The 20,189-nt window shown below is 35.9% G+C and carries 18 protein-coding genes; 11 read left to right on the top strand and 7 right to left on the bottom strand.

All coding sequences use genetic code 11. The annotated features are described in order from the left end of the window. Position 1: 1 nt before the first annotated feature. Entirely contained in the window at positions 2–1,330 is a 1,329-nt protein-coding gene (locus tag ACMAZI_RS09095; protein ID WP_158536884.1) for an NfeD family protein, read from the bottom strand. Between the two features lie 34 nt (positions 1,331–1,364). Here ACMAZI_RS09095 and ACMAZI_RS09090 point away from each other — a divergent pair, with 34 nt between their 5' ends. Then, positions 1,365–2,687: an amidohydrolase family protein gene (locus ACMAZI_RS09090; protein ID WP_115362403.1), complete on the top strand. Its 1,323-nt coding sequence runs from the start codon at positions 1,365–1,367 to the stop codon at positions 2,685–2,687. Between the two features lie 173 nt (positions 2,688–2,860). Then, positions 2,861–3,187 carry a helix-turn-helix domain-containing protein gene (locus tag ACMAZI_RS09085; protein ID WP_115362405.1) on the top strand — a complete coding sequence of 109 codons (327 nt, stop codon included), beginning with the start codon at positions 2,861–2,863 and terminating at the stop codon, positions 3,185–3,187. Between the two features lie 95 nt (positions 3,188–3,282). Here the strand turns inward: ACMAZI_RS09085 and ACMAZI_RS09080 are convergent, their stop codons facing one another. Then, complete coding sequence (locus ACMAZI_RS09080) at positions 3,283–3,951, bottom strand: hypothetical protein (RefSeq protein ID WP_412473317.1); 669 nt, start codon at positions 3,949–3,951, stop codon at positions 3,283–3,285. Positions 3,952–4,093: 142 nt separating this feature from the next. Here ACMAZI_RS09080 and ACMAZI_RS09075 point away from each other — a divergent pair, with 142 nt between their 5' ends. Continuing rightward, positions 4,094–5,077 carry a malate dehydrogenase gene (locus tag ACMAZI_RS09075; RefSeq protein WP_115362409.1) on the top strand — a complete coding sequence of 328 codons (984 nt, stop codon included), beginning with the start codon at positions 4,094–4,096 and terminating at the stop codon, positions 5,075–5,077. A gap of 134 nt (positions 5,078–5,211) precedes the next feature. Here ACMAZI_RS09075 and ACMAZI_RS09070 read toward each other — a convergent pair whose 3' ends face one another. The 3 genes from ACMAZI_RS09070 to ACMAZI_RS09060 are packed head-to-tail and all read right to left on the bottom strand — an operon-like array spanning position 5,212 to position 9,441. Next, a complete protein-coding gene (locus tag ACMAZI_RS09070) occupies positions 5,212–7,857 on the bottom strand; it encodes a cation-translocating P-type ATPase (protein WP_412473318.1) in 2,646 nt (881 codons plus the stop codon). A gap of 18 nt (positions 7,858–7,875) precedes the next feature. Next, positions 7,876–8,286 carry a cyclic nucleotide-binding domain-containing protein gene (locus ACMAZI_RS09065; protein WP_115362413.1) on the bottom strand — a complete coding sequence of 137 codons (411 nt, stop codon included), beginning with the start codon at positions 8,284–8,286 and terminating at the stop codon, positions 7,876–7,878. A gap of 9 nt (positions 8,287–8,295) precedes the next feature. Further along, positions 8,296–9,441, bottom strand: coding sequence for a hypothetical protein (locus ACMAZI_RS09060; RefSeq protein WP_412473319.1), 1,146 nt, complete (start codon positions 9,439–9,441; stop codon positions 8,296–8,298). A 65-nt stretch (positions 9,442–9,506) separates the two neighbouring features. Here ACMAZI_RS09060 and ACMAZI_RS09055 point away from each other — a divergent pair, with 65 nt between their 5' ends. Both ACMAZI_RS09055 and ACMAZI_RS09050 read left to right on the top strand, forming a co-directional pair. Then, positions 9,507–10,715 carry a U32 family peptidase C-terminal domain-containing protein gene (locus tag ACMAZI_RS09055; RefSeq protein ID WP_412473320.1) on the top strand — a complete coding sequence of 403 codons (1,209 nt, stop codon included), beginning with the start codon at positions 9,507–9,509 and terminating at the stop codon, positions 10,713–10,715. Beyond that, entirely contained in the window at positions 10,715–11,917 is a 1,203-nt protein-coding gene (locus tag ACMAZI_RS09050; RefSeq protein WP_115362420.1) for a peptidase U32 family protein, read from the top strand. Before ACMAZI_RS09055 ends, ACMAZI_RS09050 begins: the two co-directional genes overlap by 1 nt. On the opposite strand, the gene ACMAZI_RS09045 is transcribed toward ACMAZI_RS09050, so the two are convergent. Further along, positions 11,909–13,027 (bottom strand): THUMP domain-containing protein, encoded by a 1,119-nt coding sequence (locus ACMAZI_RS09045; protein ID WP_158536885.1) that lies wholly within the window; start codon positions 13,025–13,027, stop codon positions 11,909–11,911. The two genes, ACMAZI_RS09050 and ACMAZI_RS09045, sit on opposite strands and share 9 nt — an antisense overlap. Positions 13,028–13,081: 54 nt before the next feature. Between ACMAZI_RS09045 and ACMAZI_RS09040 the strand changes: the two genes are divergently transcribed. From ACMAZI_RS09040 to ACMAZI_RS09015, 6 genes are all read left to right on the top strand, one after another. After that, entirely contained in the window at positions 13,082–13,774 is a 693-nt protein-coding gene (locus tag ACMAZI_RS09040; RefSeq protein WP_115362424.1) for an SAM-dependent methyltransferase, read from the top strand. A gap of 97 nt (positions 13,775–13,871) precedes the next feature. Then, positions 13,872–14,891, top strand: coding sequence for an isopentenyl-diphosphate delta-isomerase (locus ACMAZI_RS09035; RefSeq protein ID WP_412473321.1), 1,020 nt, complete (start codon positions 13,872–13,874; stop codon positions 14,889–14,891). Then, a complete protein-coding gene (locus ACMAZI_RS09030) occupies positions 14,888–16,198 on the top strand; it encodes a hydroxymethylglutaryl-CoA reductase, degradative (protein ID WP_115362428.1) in 1,311 nt (436 codons plus the stop codon). The genes ACMAZI_RS09035 and ACMAZI_RS09030 overlap by 4 nt, the downstream gene beginning before the upstream one ends. Positions 16,199–16,204: 6 nt before the next feature. Then, positions 16,205–17,236, top strand: a complete 1,032-nt coding sequence (locus tag ACMAZI_RS09025; protein ID WP_120404748.1) for a GYDIA family GHMP kinase — start codon at positions 16,205–16,207, stop codon at positions 17,234–17,236. Next, complete coding sequence (mvaD, locus tag ACMAZI_RS09020; RefSeq protein ID WP_412473322.1) at positions 17,226–18,296, top strand: diphosphomevalonate decarboxylase; 1,071 nt, start codon at positions 17,226–17,228, stop codon at positions 18,294–18,296. Before ACMAZI_RS09025 ends, mvaD begins: the two co-directional genes overlap by 11 nt. 13 nt (positions 18,297–18,309) lie before the next feature. After that, positions 18,310–19,212, top strand: a complete 903-nt coding sequence (locus ACMAZI_RS09015) for a mevalonate kinase (RefSeq protein WP_115362434.1) — start codon at positions 18,310–18,312, stop codon at positions 19,210–19,212. Between the two features lie 34 nt (positions 19,213–19,246). Here ACMAZI_RS09015 and ACMAZI_RS09010 read toward each other — a convergent pair whose 3' ends face one another. Further along, a complete protein-coding gene (locus ACMAZI_RS09010) occupies positions 19,247–20,080 on the bottom strand; it encodes an enoyl-CoA hydratase-related protein (RefSeq protein WP_115362436.1) in 834 nt (277 codons plus the stop codon). Positions 20,081–20,189: the final 109 nt, after the last annotated feature.

Raw genomic sequence — 20,189 nt, 5'->3', positions numbered from 1 at the left:
CTCATATATTTATTAGTAATTTTACATTATCTTTCTTTATAATGGTAACTTTATCTCCAACCTTTAGCTGAGACATATCTCCATTGGCCGTCAGTTGCCAAAGCTCCCCATTAAATTGAGTGTAATACTTATCGCCATCAATTGCACTGATGGCAACAGTGCTTCCTGAATATGGATCATCAGGCTCTGAGAATATACGTTTGCGTGACTTATAGAAAATATAAGCAATCAGTCCAATAAAGGATAAGATAGCACCAATGCTAGAAAATAGCACTGTCGCTGATATTTGTAAGTAAGACTCTTCTGTTTGAAAAAGATAGAGTGAGCCAATAATTAAACTCGCAATTCCCGCTATGGTAAGAATACCAAAACTGGTGATATAAATTTCAAGAATAAAAAGAACGAATGAAGCGATAACAAGTAGAAGTGCTCCAACATTTAATGATAGAACTCCAAAAGAAATACCGGCCACTAGTATTAAAACAGCACCAACACTTCCTGCAATAAAGCCGCCTGGTGCTTGAAACTCAAGATAAATTAAAGCAGCACCTATTAAGAAGAGAATATAGGCCATATCGGGTGAAGCAAAGAAGGCCATTACTTTTTGTCCGATGGTTTTTTCAAAAGTTACAACAACGTGATTGCTTTCAACGCTAATTTTATATTTCTCATGATGCTTTTGATATTCTTTGCCGTTAATAAGTTCGATTAAACCATCTTCACCCTGGATTTTATCGACGATTCCATTGTGAGCATTTTCTTCTAAAGCTTCTTGGGCCGTAAGGCTAGTTGCTTCAGTTATCATTTTTGTGTAAATCTTTGGATTCTTTCCTGTTCCATCTGCTTGCGATTTAACAAGGGCAACAAGATCGTTGATAATCTTGTTTTTCATATCTCCCTCTTTAATATCTGAGGAACCTGAAATCGGTGTTGCTGCTCCAATTCGTGTACCGTCGGCCATATATAAAGTAGGAATACTGCTTGAAATAATTGCACCAGCACTTGTGGCCGATGCTGAAGATGGGCCAATCCATCCGATAACGAGATTTTCACTATTGGCGATCAAATGCATAATGTCTTTAGTAATACTGACCAGTCCTCCTGGTGTATTCATTTTTATTAGAAGAGCTGAGCCTGGCTCATTCTTTATTGATTCTTGTGCTTTCTTTAGATGATTTAGAGTCACCGGTGTGATGGCCTCATTTACTTCTACTATCAGAAATTTATTGATTTTATATTCTTTTGTTTGAGCAACTGCATCGTTACCAAAAAAGTGCATTGATAAAAATGTAATGATTGTTACAAAACTTGTAATGATAGTATTTCTCATATATCTTGACCTGCTTATTTTAGAAGGAGATTTCATGTCATCAAATAATATTACTTATAAAGTAATTATCGCTCATTTTTTTAATCCTATAAATGATAAAATATGTGAATTTTTAGAAGATTACGCTATTGTTGCTAAGCGCAACGCTAAAGGTGACTATAAAATCGTACATCGCTGCCACAAGTCAAAATTAAATGAATATATTAAAAGAAAAAAGTCTGTGGAAATTATTGATAAGTCTGGTCAATATGTCATTCCTGGTATGTATGATACACATTTTCACTGGGTACAAGATGATGTAAGAACGATGCCAAAAGCAAACCTATTATCTTGGCTTGAAAATTATACGTGGCCATATGAGGCTAATTTTAAAAAAGTTTCTTATGCAAAAAAGAAGGCCCGTGAGTTCGCTAAGAAGATCGCTAATAATGGAACAATTGGTGGTGCTTGTTATGGATCTATTCACTCTCATTCTGTATCTGAGGCATTAGAAAAATTTGAAGGTGATTATATTCTTGGTAATGTTCAAATGACAATGAACTCGCCTGAGTATCTCACAATGGGAATCGAAGATACGATTGCTCAAACAGAAGAGCTTGCAAGTAAGTATAAAAATAAATATGCCGTAACACCACGCTTTGCAATTACTACTGATCCTAAGACAATGAGTGCAGGAGCAAAAACGGCAAAGAAGCATCGCTCATTTATTCAAACACACTTAAGTGAAACACAAAATGAAATCGACTTTGTTCTTAGTATTTATAAAAATATCGAAGGCTTTGAAAAAGTAAAAACGTATACAGAAATTTACGATAAAGTAGGTCTATTAACACCAAAGACAATCATGGGCCATGGTATCTATTTATCACCAAAAGAATTAAAGCTCTTATCACAAAAGCAAACAATGATTGCACATTGTCCTACAAGTAATGCTCCTATTAAGGAGTTAGGCCTTGGCTCTGGCCTTTTCGATTATAAAAGGGCCAATCGTTATAAAGTGCATTGGGCCTTAGCTAGTGATATTGGTGGTGGGCCATTCTTATCAATGCTTGATGTGATGAATTCATTTGTTTGTCAAAATCATAAGAAAGGACATCGTGATGCTTCATACACTCAGGCCTTGTATCGCGCAACCCTTGCAGGTGCAAAATCACTTAAGTTGGACAAGGAGAGTGGGAACTTCGAATTAGGAAAGAAACTCAATTTTGTTTCACTTGGAAGCAAAAACTTCCGCGGCAACTTAACAGTTGAAGACAAATTAAAAAAGTTGATTAAGAGACCTAACAAATTACGTGAACTTTATTCTGATTTAATTGAATCGACATATTACAACGCTCACATGATTTCAGGTAGATAACAAGCAATATGATTAATTGAGTTAACGATGTTTGGTTAAACCAAAAAAAAGTTATATTAATTAAACTTTTTTACTAACAATTTAGTAAATGTATTTACAAAAATATTTTGTTGCTTTAGAATATATTTAGATATGAATCGTAAGTGCTTGAATATATAGTTAGGAGTAAATACATGAGAAGTTTTAGTCACATCGCAAAATTAATTAAAGACAAGAGAACAGCACACCCAAAAGGCTATTCTCAATCAGAGCTGTCTCACCTTTTAGGTTACAAAAACGGACAATTCATTTCAAACGTTGAGCGTGCATTATGTAACATTCCTTTAAAGATGTTACGTCGTGTTTGTGAAATTCTTGATATTGATGAAGCTGAATTAAAGACAGCAATTATTAAAGATCACGAAGAAACACTTGATAATTATCTTAAAGATGGTTCTGGTGTAGTAGGTGCTACAACAGAAACAACAGAAGCTGCGCAATCTTCTAACTTTGTTTACTAAGATATAGTTAAGTTATTTAGACAAAAATGTTGATAAAGAAAAAGGGAGCTAATTTAGCTCCCTTTTTTTATGTTTAGATTAAATTTAAATTTAAATTATAAACCTTTATAGGCCTTGTAATCTTCCAAGCTCCCCATAGATTCTTCAGTATCTTCAGAGTAGTCGGCTTGAATTTGAGTTTGTAGATAATGTGGATCTTCAATCTCTTCAACACTCACTTCAGGTGCAACTTCACCAAGTGGGAGCTCGTGATTTTTTGCATAAGTTGTATCCATCTTTAGGGATTCAAACTTCTTTTCAAATATTTCTAGTTCCTCTGGCTTTAGTCTACCTTTGAAGTCTAAGAAAGTTTTTTGAGTGTCGATAAAATTTTTCTCAAGTTTTTCTTTTTGTTTTTCACCAACACGATTAAAGTTTTCAAAATATTTCTTTCTGGCCATGATGTGTTGTTCGAGAAGATTTAAATACTTCACAATAACAAAGTCTTCACCTTTTAAGTGACTTGTTCCACTGCGACGATTGCGTCCCTGAGGGCGCCTTCTACGGTTGCGATTATTTGAGCGACTTCCACTTTTCTTAGGGGCCGCTTTTTGTCCCTTGTTTGGACCTTGAGACTTTGTTTGTTTTTGTTCTTGGCCTTTTGCGCCCTTGGCCTGCTGCTTATTATTTGGGCGACGACGGTTATTGCGTCTTCTCTTATTATTTGGACGTGGCTTATTTGCATCACCCTTATTGTTGCTGGCCTCTTTTTTGCCTTGCTCCATTAATGATTCCTTCTTCTATTAATTTAAATTTAATTATAGCCCCTAATATTGCGAAGTAAAGCTACAACTTGTCTAACTCCTATGTTAAAATTGGCCAATTTCAATTCGAACAACTCTCTATTAACTTAAAAGGGGAATTTATATGACTAACAGAGTTAAAGTTGCCGTAACAGGAGCTGCAGGACAAATTGGTTATGCAATTCTTTTTAGAATTGCTTCTGGACAAATGTTTGGTCCAGATACAGAAGTTGAATTACAACTTCTTGAACTACCTCAAGCACTAGGTGCTCTTGAAGGTGTAAAGATGGAATTAGATGACTGTGCTTTTCCATTACTAAAGAATATTGTTTGTACAGATAAGATGGAAGTTGCATTTAAAGATGCTAACTGGATTCTAGCAATTGGTGCTGTTCCAAGAAAAGACGGAATGGAAAGAGCGGATCTATTAAAAGTTAATGGTGGAATCTTTGGTCCACTTGGAAAAGCTATGGCAGAGCACTCTGCACCAGATTCAAAACTATTTGTTGTTGGTAACCCATGTAATACAAATTGTTATATCGCAATGGAAGCTTCAGGACTTGATAAGTCACGTTTCTTTGCTATGACTACTCTTGATGAGAAGAGAGCAAAAACTCAACTAGCTCAAAAAGCTGGAGTTGATGTAACTGAAGTTACAAATATGACAATCTGGGGGAATCACTCAGCAACTCAATACCCAGACTTCTACAATGCAAAAATTGGTGGAAAATCAGCTGCTGAAGTTATTGGCGATGAAACATATTTAAAAGATGAGTTCATCACAACTGTTCAAAAGCGTGGAGCTGCAATTATTAAAGCACGTGGTGCTTCATCTGCTGCTTCTGCTGCTAATGCTTGTGTAAATGGTGTTTACGCACTTACACACGACACACCAGCAGGTGAGACATTCTCTATGTGTCTTGCTTCAAAAGGTGAGTACGGAGTTGATGAAGGTCTAATCTTCTCTTTCCCATGTCGTGTTGAAAACGGTGAACTAAAAGTTGTTGAAGGACAAGAGCATAATGAATTTGGTCAAGAAAAATTCAATGCAACACTTGAAGAACTTCGCACTGAAAGAAATACTGTAAAAGAACTAGGTCTAGTTTAGGTGCCATGCTCCTTTTGTTTCGCAAATGCTAAATAAAAGGAGCACACCTTTTCAATTCTTCTTTTGCCAGGTTATTTAAAATTTAATAAAACGATCATTTAGCACATGCGAAACAAAAGGAGCATGGCACCCTCTTAAATTCTAATTCCCAATCTAAATTTTGATAATATTTGAATGATAATAAGCGGTGCAAGAGATGAATATCCTACGATAAGCCAGCTCTGTTTATCGATTAATTTCAAGCTTAAAATACTTCTAAGGCCAGGTATGAAGACAGCGGCCAGTAGTATAATCGTACAAAGTACAACTGCTCCCCAGACATGAATATTTCTAGTAATTTCATTAATAAATAAATTCGATTTTTCAAGTCTCATATTAAAGACATGGAAGACCTGTCCAAATGCTAAACTTAAAAATGATACTGTTAGTGCGGCCTTGTCATCATTTGTTGTTTTTAAAGTATAGAGAAAGCCTGTTAGAACACATGCTGTGAGAATAGCACCATATAGTGATATCAATCCCCACTTTCTCTTTGTTATAATTTGTTCATCTCGAGGCCTTGGTCTTTCTTCAAGATAGGTGTGATCGCCTTCACCCATACCCAGAGCAAGGGCCGGAAAAACATCTGTGACAAGATTTAGAAATAGAATTTGTAAAGGTAGTAGGGGAAGAGGAGCATTGATAAAGGATGCAAATGATACAATTAAGATCTCACTTATATTACAAGAAAGCAGATAGACCACAAAACGTTGAATATTGCTATATATGATTCGGCCCTGTTTGATGGCCAAGATTATTGTGTTAAATCGGTCATCTTGCAATACCATATCAGAGGCCTCTTTTGCGATTTGAGTACCTCTTTGTCCCATGGCGATACCTATATCTGCATTCTTAAGCGCTGGTGCATCATTTACACCATCGCCTGTCATTGCAACGACTGCGTTCTTAGCTTGAAAATATTCGATTAAGTCTAGTTTTTGAGCAGGACTTACACGGCTAAATACTTGTGTTTGATTAACTTTATCCCTTAGGCTTTCATTCCATTCTTCTTTAGGTCCAAGTACTTTGCCATTAATTGAAAGATTATTACTTTCTTCAATAAGTCCTATTTCTTTTGCAATTTTTAAAGCAGTGCCTTCTTGGTCTCCAGTAACCATAATCGTTCTAATTCCAGCTTCTTTTGATTTTGTGATAGCATCTTTTACGTCTGAACGTGCTGGATCAAGTAGCCCTACAAGCCCTAAAAAGCTTAGACCTTCATATGGTGGCTCATTTATAGAGGAGACTGTCTTAGTTGCTAAGGCCAGAATTCGCAATCCATCTGCTGCCAATAAATCATTTTCTGTCTTCCATTTTAATTTTAAATCATCAGAAAAATCTAGCGCTCCATCATCTGTTTCAATATTAGTACAGGCTGCAATTACGGCCTCAGGAGCCCCTTTTACGGCCACTATAATTTGCTTATCACTTTGGTGATAAGTGGCCATCATAAGTGTTGAACTATCAAAGGGGACTTCTTTTAGCTCTGGTGTTGTTTTTAATACTTCATCTCTTCTTATATCAAACTTATTAGCGGCATTCAGTAATGCAATCTCCATAGGATCGCCAATGTTTTTGTCACTATTTTCATGATTGATTTTAGAATTATTACAGAGAAGACCAACCTTTATTAATTTCTTTAATTCAGTATTTTCTTGAAGATTGTGATGATCGTCCAAATTATATGTATCACCATGGCCTTTCATAAGCCTTACTTTCATTCTATTTTCAGTTAATGTCCCTGTCTTGTCTGTAAAGATGATTGATGTCGCACCTAGAGTTTCTACAGCGGCAAGTTTATTAATTAATGCATTATTTTCTGCCATCCTCCACATGCCCTTTGCAAGGGCCAATGTTGCAACAATGGGAAGGCCTTCTGGAATTGTTGCAATTGCTAGCGCAATAGCAGTCTCTAGCATGAGTATAAAACTTTTCCCGGCCATAACACCAGAAATTGCAATTAAGATAGCAATGGCCAAAGAAAACCAAACGATTTGACCACCAAGTTTATCAAGCCTTTTTTCTAAAGGAGTTACTTCTTCTTTTTCTTGTTGAGTTGCTTTTGCAATTTGTCCAACTTCAGTCATCATTGCTGTGGCTATAACAATACCTTTACCAGAGCCTCTTGTTATTGAAGTACCTTTGTAGAGTATATTATTTCTTTCAGCTATAATTGTATCTTTAGAAAGTGTTTCATGAGTTTTATCTACTGGTGCTGATTCCCCAGTAAGTATCGACTCATTCACATTTATATTATTAGCTTCAATAATTCTAATATCTGCACCAACAACATCTCCTGCTTCAAATATGACAATATCCCCAGGTACTAGTTCTTTAGTATCGAGATTGATTGCTTGTGCATTTCGTATAGCTCCTGTTTTTGAAACTCCTATCTTCTTTAATGCCTCCATTGATCGAACAGCCTTAAGTTCTGTAAAGAAACCAAGTGCTGTATTAATAATCAGAACGGCCACAACTGTTAGGCCTTCTATTGTATGGCCCATAAAAAAAGAGGTTGCACAGGCCAGTGCTAAAAGTAAAACGATGATACTTTTTAATTGTCGAATTAGGATTGTAAGTTTTGAGATAGGTGGCTTAATCGTTAAAATATTTTTGCCATATTTTGAAGTCTTCTTTATGACTTCTTCTTGAGAGAGTCCGCTTTTAATATCACTTTCTAATTCGTTTAGGATGTCTTCAATTGATTTTTTAGAATAAGGTAAACTTTTAGATGTTGTCATGTTTTTTGGCCCTCTAAATCAAATTAAATCCAGAATACTTCTTTGTTCTTCAATTGAAAGTGGCTTTACTGAGTCGACTTTCTTTCTTTTTATTCCACTTTTTGCGATAACCTTATCGAGGTGATGAATACGATCGACCACGTTCTTAGTCATTTTAAACAACCAGTCAGGAATTTGATCCTTTATTGTTTCACTGTCGATCTCCATAAGAGTTGTCGGTGTTTTTGTCATAACGTAGGCTGCGCGATGAGTTCCAGCAAAGAACGCCATTTCACCTATCATTTCTCCTGGACCTATTGTTGCAACTGGACTTACCTTGCTTCCATCTACAACAAAAACAAGTAATTCTCCTTCTTCAACTAGATAGATTGTATCTGACTGATCGCCTTGTTTAATGATGATTTTATTTGCTTCGTGAGTAAGTCTCATAAGGCCTCTCTATTGTAGTTGAGTAAGTTGTTTAAGTTTAATAACAAGTTCATTAACAAGTTTTGGATAATAGATATCCTGTGGCGTCTTCTTAGTAACAAAAAGTGGATTACGCATATAATTTTCTTTTATGATTTGTTGAAAGTCGACTATATCAATATTTTGATTAATAGCTGTTCTTTCTAAAATTTTAGTGAAAACTGGATGAGAAGATTCCACTTCACACGCAAAGGCGAGTTTTAGTAGAGCTTGCTCGTAAGATTTTGTTATCTGACCTTGTTTTCGGTAGAGCTCTTGTTTTAACTGATGATATTTTGTATTGGCCACAATCTTCTTATCAAGACTTTCCACCAGTAACTGACCTTCCTTTGTTTTACCTTGCTCTAGTAGGTTATCAAGTTTTTGGAGTGCTTTTTCTATTTTATCATTTGTCGTATCTTCACAAACTTTAAGATTACTTATTTCTATATTAATTGGCGGTAAAACCATTAGTACATTTACGCCTTTTTTCCTTAGTTCTCGAAGAAAGCTCTCTAATCGATGTTGATAGAGTAGAACTTCTTTATCAAAAATTGAGCGAAAGGCCTTAGCGCTTAGTTTAGAATAATCTAATGGCGTTACTTGTTTTTCTAGCTCTTTTATATTTTCGTTGAGATAGAATAACTTAGATAAATTGGGATATAATTTAATGAAACTTTGAATATAGAGATTTCGATATATCTTAAAGTTAATATTATTAATATTTAATTCTTTGTTTGACTTTGGATAGAGTTCTTCTTGCATCTCAGAAAAACCAGTGGCCAATATAATTATTTTAGGAACCTTAGTAAGCTTTGAGACCTTCTCAATTGTACGAAACAAACTTTCGTTCTTTGCTGATATATTATAAATAGCTAGAGGCCTGGCCAATTTCTGAGAGAGCTTTGTTGTGATTTCTCCAATATATGGGTTTAAGGTCTTGCCCAGATCATCACCAATTACAAGAACATCTGTGTTTGATGCGATATCATCTGGCCCATAAACAGAATCACTTAACTTATAGGGGGCCGGGTCATCGCGAAGAGGCATCTCGTAATAATGGTAAGTTAGCCCTCCTAGAATTGCGATAATTAGAACACAGGCCAAATAAAATAAAATGTTGAATACTTTTTTCATAAAATCTATATAAGTTTTGTCTATGCCTTTATTATATACGTAATTTCTGGTACATAGAAGACCTTATGAAAGATGCAAAAAACACCAGATGGGTACCTGAGCTTTTAGCTCCAGCAGGAAGCCTTGAGAAATTAAAAGTCGCCATTAGTTATGGTGCAGATGCTGTCTACTTAGGGGGGCAGAAATATGGACTACGCCAAGCCGCGGATAATTTTACGATTGAAGAAATCCGAGAAGGTGTTGAGTTTGCTCATGCGCATGGCTCATGTGTTTATGTCGTTCTAAATTCTTTCTTTCACGATAAAGACTTTGACGGGCTATTGGATTTTATTCAAGAGCTTGACGCTGTTAAAATTGATGCCGTTATCGTATCTGATCCTGGTGTTATTAATTATATCGCAGAAAATACTAATCTAGAGATTCATTTATCAACACAGGCCAGTTGCTTAAATGTTGAAAGTGCTAAGCTTTGGAAGAAGCTTGGTGTTACGAGAATTGTTCTCGGACGTGAAGTCTCAATTGCTGATGCAAAGATGATCAAAGAAGAGGCCGGTGTTGAAATTGAAATGTTCGTACACGGATCAATGTGTATGGCCTACTCTGGAAATTGTGTTATCTCAAATTATACGCAAGGCCGTGATTCAAATCGTGGTGGTTGTGCCCATAGTTGTCGCTTTGAATATAAGATTGATGATGGGAAGAAAGAGCTTAATAGCTATTTTATGAGCTCAAAAGATTTGGAAGGGATTAGACTTCTTCAAGACTTTATTGATGCTGGAATCGACTCTCTGAAAGTCGAAGGTCGTATGAAATCACCAATGTATGCTGGTACCATTTCAATGGTCTACTCTCAGGCACTTGCTTACTATAAAGAGCATGGAAACTTCTTAAGTGAAGACCTTTTAAAATGGGAAGAGGAGCTAACTAAAGTTACTCACCGAGCATATACTCAAGCATCTTTAGTTGAAGAAGCTGATGAGAGCTCTATTTATAATGATCGTGAACACGAAGAGAAGACATATCGAGCAATTGGAAAAGTTGCTCAAGTTGTAAAAGATGAATTTATCGTTGTTGATGTAAAGAGTGCATTTGAAATAGGGGAGTCCTTAGAGATTCTTCCGTTTAATGATTCTCATGTCGAAGTAAATATTGATCACATTAAAAATCTCGCAGGACAGGACTTTAGTCGCACTCGCCCAGGTGCCTTATTTAAGATCCCATATGTTGATGGGGTTGATATTAATAATCTCGTACGTGCAAGGGTTACTAATTAATGAAGGCCATTACTTATATTTCACATATTGATGAACTTGAATCACTGGATACTAGTAAATTCAGTGAGGTTATTCTTGCCACGCGACTATTCTCTCAGGTTGGAAAGCTAACAATAGATGAAATGCTTGAGATTATAGAAAAGTGTAAGGCCCAAAAAGTTAAGTACACTCTAGAGTGGGATATTCTTATGACGGAGAGCCGTTTTAAGATGTATCGTGAACAATTCAAAAAATATGCTGATTTAGGTTTTTCGAGTATTCGCTTAAGAGATCCTGGGGCCATTAATTTTATCCTAAATTCTTATGAGAACTTAAGTATTGATCTTTTACTTGATACTGGTGGCCATCACAATATTAAGGCCATAAAAGTTTGGAAGAATCTAGTTGGTGATCGTTTAAGAAAGATTATTCTTTCTATTGAATTATCAAGCAATGTCGTAAAAGAATTTTGTCAGGAAATTAAGAGTTGGGGTGTGAAAACGGAACTTCTTGTTCTCGGGCGCATCCTACTATTTTATACACCACGAAATCTTGTTTCTCCTTTATACACTGATGAAGATTTAGAAGAATTTGAAAATAATGGTAAATATATAGAAGTCGCTGGCTCTAGTGAAGAATCTCCCCATAAAGGTTTTCCAATTATTGAAAATCAGCATGGGACTTTTATGTTTAACACGAAAGACCAGTACCTACTTGAATACTTAGATGAAATTGAAGAGTGTGGCGTTGATGATATTAGAATTGACGTAAGACACCTCGACAAGGAGTCTAAGTCCGTTGTCGATAAAACGATATCTCTTTGTGAGAACTTTAATAAGGAAGAAGCAAAAGAATTTAAGAATCAATATCCTAACAGTACAACTCGTGGCTTCTTTCATGTGAATAAATCAGATGTACTTTTTAAAAAGCTTAAGAATAAGAGAGTCCAACGTGAGGATCAAGGCTTCATTGGTGAAGTTGTGGATGTTGTTAAGAAATCTCATATTGCTATTCTTGTAAAAGGTATGAGAAATGAGGATATTGCTCTAAAAGTAGGTGATGAACTTAGACTTTCTACTCCAGATGGGAAAGAGAAGTTTACTAAAATTCATAAACTTACACAGACTAATGGCAAAGAAGTTCAGGACGTTAAAACAGGTGAGTTAATTCTTATACCCCATGTAAGTGGTATAAGCGTTAAGACAATGGCCTACTTAAAATAGAACCTTAATAAATTGCACCCAAATACCACCGTTATTAATTCTCTCACTTCTTGTGACTTGGTATTTCTTTTGATTGATTTTAAATGTTTCAGGCATAACAAAGAAGGCTGCCTTCGTATTAAGTGATTCTGCTTTTTTGAGAAACCGCTCTATAAAAAGATGGATATCTTTCTCTTTTGTTTTTATTCTTTTTCCATAAGGTAGATTGCAGGTAATTATCGAATTTTCAGGTAGAGATTCTGATTTGAAGAAGTCCATTTTCTCTATTGTTAGCCATTCATTTTCAATGAATTCGAGATTATTTTCTTTGATTGCCGCTAAGTTCTTACCATCAATGTCCCGGGCAAAGGCCTTTCTTGGAGTTACTTGTGGCCTCTCTATTTTCTGGGCCGCAAATTTTCGATAAAGAGGAAAGTTTCTAAAGTTAAACTCTCTTTGTTCATTTCTTTGATCTTGTCTGAAGAACTCGCTTATGATTGTTCCACTTCCAGCCATTGGATCGATGAGTACATCATAATTTACATCAGATGAATTTATATATCTAATAAGAGCTGCTCCAATTGACTCTCTCATTGGTGCCTTTGCCGATAGAGTTTTTATGCCTCGTTTGTCGAGTCTTTCTCCTGAGCAATCAATTGATAGGCTACAATTATCTTCTTCAAACCTTAAGTGAATTGTCGCTGGGACACTCCAGTTTAGTTCATCGTACTTCTTCTTATATGGTTGAGCAGTTTGATAGCTAGAAATTGCATCCTTAACTGTCTTTATTATCTTGCGATCATCAAAGAGACGTGAGTTATGAGAGCTAACTTTCACTTCAAATTCTTTCGTTGGTATATAATCGTTCCAATTAATCTTGGATAATTTCTTATATAGTTTTGGAAGGTCTCTTGCGATAAAGTAATCGATTCGAAGAAGTGCTTTTGTTGGAATTCTTAATTCGAGGATAAACTCTAGTAGAATAAAGAGATTCTTTGATTTTAAGCTTAATCCATCATTTGAAATCTCTTGAAAGGCCTCTATTCGACAAAGCTTCTCCTTAATCTCTAAAAGGGCACTCTTTTCAAGTCCAGGTATCACTACCAGGTAGATTTCATATATTTTATCCATATCAAATATATACATGAACTTGTGTTTATAACCAATCGGATTTATATAAAAGTCATGAAATATGGAACTCTATACTTAATTGCAACACCGATTGATGAAGTTAATCCCCTTGAGTCAGAGGCGAAGGCATTAATGCTTAAGGCCTGTGATGATGCTGATAATAGTCTTTTTTTAATTGAAGACCTAAAGCCATGTCGAAGACGATGGATTCGCTTTGGCTTAGATCGCTCTTTCATTGATGATTTTATCCTTTTTAATGAACATACCCAACGTGATATTGAGCAAGATATTATTACACAAATTCAAAATGGAAAGAACGCATACCTGATGAGTGATGGAGGACTTCCGGCCTTTTGTGATCCAGGTCAAAAGCTTGTGAAGAAGTGTCACGAACTCGGCATTCGCGTTACTTGTACCCCTCATAGTAATTCTATTTCTTTGGCCGTTGCTCTAAGTGGCATTGATTGTTCTAATTTTACGTTTGCTGGCTTTCCTCCACGTAAACCTGATGAGCGAAAGAATTATTTAACTAATCTGAAAAAGGTGAAAATGCCTAAAGTTTTGATGGATACTCCATATCGTCTCACAAGATTAATCGAGGAGAGTTTAGAGGTCTTTGGGGATACAACGGCCTTTATTGGGATGGAGCTTAACGGTGAAGAGGAAGAATTGCTCTATGGTAAGTTGTCGAAATTACTTAAGAAAGTGAACGGTTTAAAGAAAGAGTTCATTCTTATCATTAAATAAATGTTAAATTTGCGCACAAATCAGATAGTTTTTTCTTTTGATAAAAACCTTTCTTGTTGCTCTGGATAAAATCTGCTAAATTGCCAGAATTACTAGTATGAATAACACAAAATCGGCCACTCAAGACCGTAAGCTTGAGCACATTCAATTAACTGCAAAATCACAAACTCTAGCGGCAACAAGTGATAAGAGATTCTATTATGAGCCTCTTTTCAGCGGTAATGCTCAGGAGCTTGATCTAGGAATTGAATTTGCAGGATTTAGTTTAAAGCTTCCACTGTGGATTTCTTCCATGACTGGCGGAACTGGGATTGCAGGTAAGATCAATGAGAATCTGGCCCGTGCATGTGGAGAGTTCGGTATTGGGATGGGCCTTGGTTCTTGTCGTAAGTTACTCGATAGCGATGAATTCCTTGATGATTTTCACGTTAAGTCCTTGGCCAATAATTCACCTGTTTTTGCAAATCTAGGTATTGCTCAATTAGAAGAGTTAATTGATAAGAAAGAACTTTCAAAAGTGGATCGTCTCGTCACTAAATTAAATGCAGATGGATTGATCATTCATATAAACCCTTCCCAAGAATGGTTTCAACCTGAAGGGGATATCATTAAAAGAGCTCCTCTTGAAACAATTGAAACTTGTGTTGAATATTTTAAGTTTCCAATAATTGTAAAAGAAGTTGGACAGGGAATGGGGCCACGTACTCTAAAGGCCCTAATGATGATGGACCTATGTGCGATAGAGTTTGCTTCATTTGGTGGGACAAACTTCTCAAAATTAGAATATCTTAGAAATTCTAACAACTTAACAGTTCATGAACCATTGTGTCATGTTGGCCATACTGCCCTTGAAATGGTACATATGACCAACGATTTAATTGACGAGTTAGGTAGTGCTGCTAAGTGTAAGAATTTTATAATCTCTGGTGGGATTAAGTCATATTTAGATGGCCATTATTTATGTAAGTTATCCAAAGGATGCGCTATTTTTGCCATGGCAAGTGAGTTTTTAAAAACTGCTATGGTAGATTATGAGAGTGTTCAGCAACAAGTTGGGGAAATTAAAAAAGGCCTTAACTTTGCTAATTCATTTCTTAGTGTGAGGAGAGAACATTGAAATTGATTCAAGGTTTTTCAAAACTATCAAAAGAACAAAAGGTCCAGTTTATTGCAAACCGCTTATCAAATGATGGCCAAGATCAGAATATCGATGCACAAAAAGTGAAAGAACAATTACTTTCATTTTGGCATTCTGATAAGAAGCTACAATCTACTTTTGATGAGTTCTCAGAAAATACAATTACAAATTTCTATCTACCGTATGGCCTAGTTCCAAATTTCGTTCTTAATAACGAAGTATATACAGTTCCAATGGTTATTGAAGAGAGTTCTGTTGTTGCAGCATTATCAAAGGCCGCAAAGTTTTGGTCAACTCGCGGTGGTTTTAAGGCCGAAGTTATTGCAAGCGAAAAGATTGGCCAGGTCCACTTTATCTACGAAGGAGATAAAGAGAGCTTAAAGTCTTTTTTTGAAGATAAGAAAATCGATATCCTAAATTCACTTGCACCAATCACTGTAAATATGGATAAGCGTGGTGGTGGAGTACGATCTATTGAGTTAGTTGATCTAACAGATAAAGAAGAAAATTATTATCAAATAAAAATGTCGTTTGAAACATGCGATGCCATGGGTGCTAATTTCATTAATTCAGTTCTAGAAGCTGTAGGTAAGTACCTTGAAGACTCGCTTGGTGAAGATGTACAGGTCGTCATGTGTATACTTTCAAATTATACGCCTGATTGTCGTGTGAGAGCATGGGTTGAATGTCCAATTGAGGATCTTGCTGAAAAATCGATTGGTATGGATACTGCTACTTTCGCATCAAAGTTTGCACGAGCAGTAAGAATTGCTCATATTGATCCACACCGTGCCACAACTCACAATAAAGGAATCTTTAATGGGATTGATGGAGTTGTTATAGCAACTGGTAATGACTTCAGAGCAGTTGAAGCATGTGGACATACATATGCAGCTCGTGATGGACAATACCGATCACTAACAAATTGCAAAGTAGAAAACGGGAACTTCTATTTTGAAATTGATATTCCAATGGCCCTTGGAACGGTTGGAGGACTGACAAAACTCCATCCTCTAGCAAAGATGTCTCTTGATATCTTAGAGCGACCAAGTGCTAATAAGCTAATGATGATTGCTGCAACAGTTGGCCTTGCCCAAAATTTTGCGGCCCTTAAAAGTCTTGTTACAAGTGGAATTCAAAAAGGGCATATGAAAATGCACCTAATGAATATTCTGGGACAACTTGAAGCAACAACAACTGAAAAAGAGCAAATTGTTAATCATTTTGCTGATAAGGTTGTTTCATTTAGCGCAGTAAGAGAAGAGTTAAATAATTTAAGAAGTTAGGGGACTATGAACACAACACACACTAGTAATAATATCCTTAAGTATTTGGAAGGGGAGCAATTTCTTGAGCTTCCTAAAAACGGCCAATTATATTTTGGCCACGGAAAGCTTCTGCTTTCTGGGGAGTACTTTGTTTTAGATGGTGCTAAGGCACTGGGCCTACCTACTACAGTAGGGCAGTCTTTAAGAGTTCAATACTCTTCTTCATTTGATCCTAAATTATATTGGAAGTCCTATGATCCAGCTGGAAAGCTTTGGTTTGAAGTAACTTTTGAATTTTGGCATTTCAATATTCTAAATGATAACCCTACAAAAGAGATGATTGTCTTACAACAAATGTTAAGACAAGCAAGAAGACAGAATAAGCACTTCTTAAGAGATGGTGTTGATGTACATGTTGTAACACAACTTGGTTTCCCACTCGAATGGGGACTAGGGTCTTCTTCTACTTTAATTCATAATATTGCTGATTGGGCCATGATTTCGCCATTTGAACTTGCCTTTAATACTTTAGGTGGTTCTGGGTATGATATTGCATGTGCACAAAGTGAAGAGCCAATTATTTATCAAAAAGGTGGAGAAGGACCAAATTGGTCTCCTATCGAATTTAATCCAAGTTTTAAAAATAACCTCTACTTCATTTATCTTGGACACAAGAAGAATTCTCGTGATGCTATTGAGTATTACAACGAGCTACGTCCACATTCGCCAGAGATTATTAATACAATCAGTGAACTATCTATGCAGATGGCCACTGCAAATACTCAAGAAGAATTTAATTTCTTAATTCGTGCTCATGAAGATATCGTGAGCTCTCATCTAAAGCTTAGCCCAATTAAGAAAGAGGCCTTTAGTGATTTTGATGGAGAAATTAAATCTCTAGGTGCATGGGGTGGGGACTTTATTCTTGCATCAAGTAATGGACCACGCAAGTATGTGAAAAACTACTTCGATCAAAAAGGTCTGAAAGTCTGTATTCCATATCGTGAATTAATTGTTGAAACTCAAACACCAAGTGAAATTAAAAATGTCCACTAATTTTACTCTGATTGATTTTGATATTGATAAATTAGATAATGGACTTGAATTTACAGTTAAGAGTCCATCAAATATTGCCTTGATAAAGTATTGGGGAAAGTACGGTGAGCAATTACCTTCAAACCCTTCTTTAAGTGTAACTTTAAATAATGCTTATACTCAAACGACATATACAATTCAAAGATCCTCAGAATTTGAACTTGATTTTAAATTTGAATCAAAACCAAATGATAAATTTAAGCAAAGGGTAGAGAAGTTCTTTAAAAGGGCCGCTGTTGTTTTTCCTTTTATTGAAAATATCAAAGTTGAAATGGATTCTCATAACTCATTTCCTCACTCTTCTGGTATCGCTTCTTCGGCCGCATCAATGGCCAACTTTGCAAGTGCTCTTTGTGAAATAGAAAAAGTCGTTACAAATGAAGACCATGATGAAGAATATTATTTAATGAAGGCCTCATTCATGGCCCGTCTTGGTTCAGGAAGTGCGAGCCGATCAATATACCCAAAGATGGCAATCTGGGGAAAGTCAGTTCTTGGTAGCTCTCAAGACTACGCTATCGTTCACGATCAATTTGATGAAATCTTTGAAGGAATTTGTGATTCAATCGCAATTGTAAGTAGCAAGGAAAAGTCAGTAAGTTCAACTGCTGGTCATGCTCTTATGAATGAGCATCCTTTTGCTAAGACACGTTTTATGAATGCTAGTAATAACTTTAATAAGTTACTATTTGCTCTTAAAACAGGTGACTTTAATACTTTTGCAAAAATTGTTGAAAGTGAGGCCCTAGAGCTTCATGGGCTTATGATGAATTCTGATCCATCTTTTATTTTAATGGAGCCTAATACTTTAGAAATTATAAATCGTATTAGAGAGTTTCGAGCTCAAACAAATTGTGCAATCTGCTTCACTTTAGATGCTGGCCCTAATGTACATATTATGTATCTTAAAAAAGATGAGAAGCAGGCCAAAGAGTTCATCGAGCAAGAAGTTAAGTCTCTATGTGCCGACTCTCTTGTTATCCATGATCATATGGGTAATGGTGTGATCGTAGAAAGATAAGTAGGGATCAGTTATGGAAGGTGGAAATTCTTTTAACGCTAAAATCCTACTCTTTGGAGAATATAGTATCATTAGATCTTCAAAGGCCTTGGCAATGCCTTATTCTCTTTTTGATGGAAAACTAAACTTTCCTGATGAGCAAGGCGCTGGAATTGATTCTGAGCTAACTGCTTTTTCGCAATATCTTAAACAACAACATGACAAAGGTAATCTTAGCTTTGATTTTGATCATCAGTCTTTCTCATTTGATATTTCAAGTGGACTACGTTTTAAAAGTACAATTCCACAAGGCTATGGAGTTGGGAGCTCAGGTGCTCTTTGTGCTGCTGTATTTGATCGCTATGCTAAAATTCAGGACGATCAAAAGAATGATATTTCTTTTCTAAAAGAATGTTTTAAGGAAATGGAATCTCACTTTCATGGTTCATCTTCAGGAGTTGACCCACTCATTAGTTATTTAAATGTAGCACTGTTAATTGATAGTCAGAAACAACTTACAGAAGTATTTCTTGATAAGAAAACAGATGGGCCAGGAGTATTTCTACTAAATACAGGACGTGCTCGAAGAACAGAGCCTCTTGTTAATCTCTTTATGGAGAAATGCTCGTCAAAAGATTTTGCTTATCTATGTGATCGCGTATTAACGCCAATTTCAGATGAGTGTATCCAACACTATATTAATAATGATAAAGAGGCACTTTGGAAGAAGTTTAAGGAATTGTCAGCATTTCAATTTGAACATTTTAATCCAATGATTCCTGCTCTCTATCGTGACCTATGGACTAAAGGCCTAGAAACTGATCGTTTCTATTTAAAACTTTGTGGAGCTGGTGGCGGTGGCTTCTTATTAGGACTTGCCCCCAATTTAAATGATCTTCCACAAGAGCTCAAAGGCAATGAAGTTCGTCCTGTTTAAGACAATTTATTAAGATTTAATTGCAGCAGAAGCCTTACATGGCCTCTGCAACTGTAGGAGAGTCTCTTAATACTCTAGCAAACTCTCTAGGATTAGTGAATTTCTTGTCATTTGCATAATTTTTGAAGTCGCCAGTAGCTATTGTTGAATTAGCAAAAGTGATTTCTTCAAGAAGTACTTCTTCCATCTTTTTGATCAGTTCATTATTAAATGAACGCTTTGTTTGAATTCTTGCCATTGGAGATTGTTTCGCAATTCTTGAGACAATATCTTCAATTTCGTTTTCATCAAAAAGTGTTTTTCCGATTAGGCCTGCACTAATTAGGGCGTCTGCACCAACGTTTTGAGATGAAAGAAGAAATTGCATAATCTTTGCACTATTACCTTTTTCATTTGTTAATGTGTTCATACCACCCATCGGTGTGATGCCTTTGTTTAATTGATCAAATGCTACACTAAATGATGGGGCACAGTAGCGAATATCTCCACCCATTGCTAGCTCAAGGCTAAACGGACAAGCAGACTTTTGAAATGACCACAATACTGTTTGCGGTAGAAGAACTTGGGCCCAGCTTAAGCGGGCCAGAAGTTGTAAAGTATTACCAAGAGTTTTTTCATCAAAAAACCTTAATTCTTCTTTTTTAAATAATTCAATATCTTCACTCGCAAATTTAAAAACGACTGAGTTGATTTCTACTTTATTAGAAAGCCAGTCAAATAAGTCTTCGAGTTCTTTTAGGTATGTCGATGTATTAAAAAACTTTTGGTCATTAGCAATTGTTACAAAACATGTTCTCGTTTGTCTTGTTAGTGAAACATTTAGGGTGTTGTAATTGAGAATACTTTGATTTGAATTAGAGTTATTCATTTCGTCACCTTCCTTGGTCTTTTGCTAAATTTAAAATACATCGCTAATCTTTTAGCTCTCAGATCGATCCGTGATCTGATAATAAAATTATTTCAAGACTGCAGTCGGT

This window comes from Halobacteriovorax sp. YZS-3-1 (assembly GCF_047084945.1).
Lineage (GTDB): Bacteria > Bdellovibrionota > Bacteriovoracia > Bacteriovoracales > Bacteriovoracaceae > Halobacteriovorax_A > Halobacteriovorax_A vibrionivorans.
Note: the sequence above shows the minus strand (reverse complement) of the source record. Positions and strands in the feature narration are given on the sequence as shown.